1 protein-coding gene is annotated in these 650 nt (G+C 61.1%); it reads left to right on the top strand.

Translation table 11 applies throughout. The features are described 5' to 3' along the window. A partial coding sequence (locus M8744_RS17730) for an adenosylhomocysteinase (protein ID WP_251420065.1) occupies nucleotides 1-650 on the top strand: 650 nt, incomplete at both ends.

Raw genomic sequence — 650 nt, 5'->3', positions numbered from 1 at the left:
GGCCGCAAGGAACTGGACATCGCTGAAACGGAGATGCCGGGCCTCATGGCGCTGCGCGAGGAATACGGGGCGGAACAGCCACTCAAGGGTGCGCGGATCGCCGGATCGCTGCACATGACGATCCAGACCGCCGTTCTGATCGAAACTCTGGTGGCCCTTGGCGCCGATGTGCGTTGGGCCTCGTGCAACATCTTTTCCACGCAGGATCACGCGGCAGCGGCCATTGCGGCGGGCGGCACACCGGTCTTCGCGGTCAAGGGCGAAACGCTCGAGGAATACTGGGACTATGCCGACCGGATCTTCCAGTTTGCGGAGGGCGGTGCCAACATGATCCTTGATGATGGCGGCGATGCCACGCTTTACATCCTGATGGGCGCGCGCGTGGAGGAGGGCGAGGAGGATCTCATCGCCGTGCCGACAAGCGAAGAAGAGGAGTATCTCTTCGCCCAGATCCGCAAGCGGATCGCGGAAACGCCGGGGTGGTTCATCAAACAGCGCCACCAGATCAAGGGCGTATCCGAGGAAACCACCACGGGTGTGCACCGCCTTTACAAGATGATGGAGAAAGGCCACCTGCCCTTCCCCGCCATCAACGTCAACGACAGCGTGACCAAGTCGAAATTCGACAACAAATACGGCTGCAAGGAATC

Origin of the sequence: Lutimaribacter degradans (assembly GCF_023703375.1) — a bacterium.
GTDB lineage: Bacteria > Pseudomonadota > Alphaproteobacteria > Rhodobacterales > Rhodobacteraceae > Lutimaribacter > Lutimaribacter degradans.
This window is presented reverse-complemented; position numbering and strand designations above follow the sequence as displayed.